The sequence below is a fragment of the Umbribacter vaginalis genome, from assembly GCA_001552935.1.
Lineage (GTDB): Bacteria > Actinomycetota > Coriobacteriia > Coriobacteriales > Eggerthellaceae > Berryella > Berryella vaginalis.
The window spans coordinates 1-1,996 of the sequence record KQ959691.1 but is presented as its reverse complement, the minus strand read 5'-3'; the positions used below and the strand labels follow the sequence as shown (position 1 = coordinate 1,996).

Genomic DNA, 1,996 nt, shown 5'->3' with positions numbered 1-1,996 from the left:
ATCATGCTGTTGGCCTTGTGGTGGTAGGTCCCGAAGCGCCTTTGGTTGCAGGCGTGGCTGATGTCTTACGTAAACAGGGAATTCCTTGTTTTGGCCCTGACAAACAAGGTGCGCGTTTAGAGGGTAGCAAAAGCTTTTCTAAACAGTTCATGGTACGGAACAGCATTCCAACTGCTGCATACATAAGTTGTGACCAGCCTGAACAAGCGCATGAGTATATCGATAGCCATTCTGCGCCTATTGTTGTAAAAGCAGATGGTCTTGCTGCTGGAAAAGGCGTTGTTGTTGCCGCAACACAACAGGAGGCTCATCGCGCAGTTGACGCGTGTTTTGAAGGTAGTTTTGGAACAGCAGGTAAGCGCGTTGTAATAGAAGAGTGTTTAAACGGATTTGAGTGTTCTGTGCTTGCATTTGTGTGCAACGGTAAGGCATTTTGTATGGAGCTTGCCCAAGACCATAAACGCGCACTCGATGGTGATAAAGGTGCAAATACGGGCGGCATGGGTGCGTATAGCCCTGTGTCGCATGTAAGTGCTAATCAGCTTAACGAGATGCATAATATCATGCAACAGGCAGCCAGCGCTTGTGCGCGCGAATTCGAGAACGATTATCGCGGCGTATTGTATGGTGGTTTTATGCTTACAGCAACGGGCGCAAAGATGTTGGAATTTAATGTGCGTTTTGGAGATCCAGAAACACAAGTCATTCTTCCTCGTTTGGAAAACGATGCCGTTGAGTTGTTTTTGGCAGTTGCGCAAGGCCGCAGTGATGACATTCATTTGCGCTGGTCAGATAACTGCTGCGTAGGAGTTGTGTTAGCAAGTGGAGGGTATCCTGCTGCATACAAGAAAGGCTTTACGATAACAGGTATCGATGAAGTTGAGCGTGATAGCTCTGTGCAGGTGTTTCATGCTGGCACAACGTGTGACGGATTAGGCAGTTTGGTAACAACTGGTGGGCGTGTGTTGTGTGTATCCGCATGTGGTGTATCGTTTGAAGCAGCGCGCCAGAAAGCATACGATGCTTGTAACTGCATCCATTTTAAGGATATGTTTTATCGACACGATATTGGCTATCAGGAGATGCAGCACCCGCGCGCGTGAGAAACGAGTTAGGCGTCAAACGCAAAGGTGTATTATGCTTTCCGAACGACTTTTAAGTAAGGCAGTTCATCAGGCTTCTAAAAACTATCTGAAACTCCATTTGACTGATGAAAAAGTAGTTCCACCTCCTAATCCGCATAAAAGCTACATGCTGTATATGCACGTTCCATTTTGTGAGCGTTTATGTCCTTATTGCTCGTTTAATCGCTTCCCTTTTAAGGAAGACAAAGCGCGTTTATATTTTGCAAATTTGCGTAAAGAAATGCAGATGGTAAAAGATCTTGGCTACGATTTTACCAGCTTGTATATAGGTGGTGGTACTCCCACTATTCTTATTGATGAACTGTGTGAAACTATCGATGTTGCACGTGAAACATTTTCAATTCGCGAAGTATCATCAGAGACGAATCCCAACCATTTAATTCCTGACTATCTGGAAAAATTACAAGGTCGTGTACAGCGCTTATCAGTTGGTGTTCAAAGCTTTAACGATGATTTGTTGAAACAAATGGATCGCTATGAAAAATATGGCAGCGCTGATGTTATTGCACAACGCGTACGCGATGCAGTTCCGTATTTTGTTTCGATGAACGTTGATATGATATTTAACTTTCCAGCTCAAACTAAGGAAATGCTTATCCGCGATGTTGAGCGCGTGATTGAAACAGGTGCAACACAAACTACCTTTTATCCGTTGATGTGCTCACCATCAGTAGCACGCTCACTGGCACGTACCGTAGGCGAGGTTGATTACAACCGAGAAAAAGAGTACTACGACCTGCTTGATTACCTATTAACGGGTGGTAGCAATCCGTTGTTTACACACAGTAGTGCCTGGACATACAATCGATTCGATTATCAGAACAGCATTCAGCCTTTATCTTATAACACAT

The 1,996-nt window shown here is 44.6% G+C and carries 2 protein-coding genes; both read left to right on the top strand.

Annotation, left to right across the window (positions count from 1 at the left end; all coding sequences use genetic code 11):
- Positions 1–1,103: phosphoribosylamine--glycine ligase (purD, locus tag HMPREF3190_RS04455; protein ID WP_066780789.1), on the top strand; the 1,103-nt coding region annotated here is incomplete at its 5' end.
- Positions 1,104–1,137: 34 nt separating this feature from the next.
- A partial coding sequence (locus HMPREF3190_RS04450) for a radical SAM protein (protein ID WP_156425716.1) occupies positions 1,138–1,996 on the top strand: 859 nt, incomplete at its 3' end.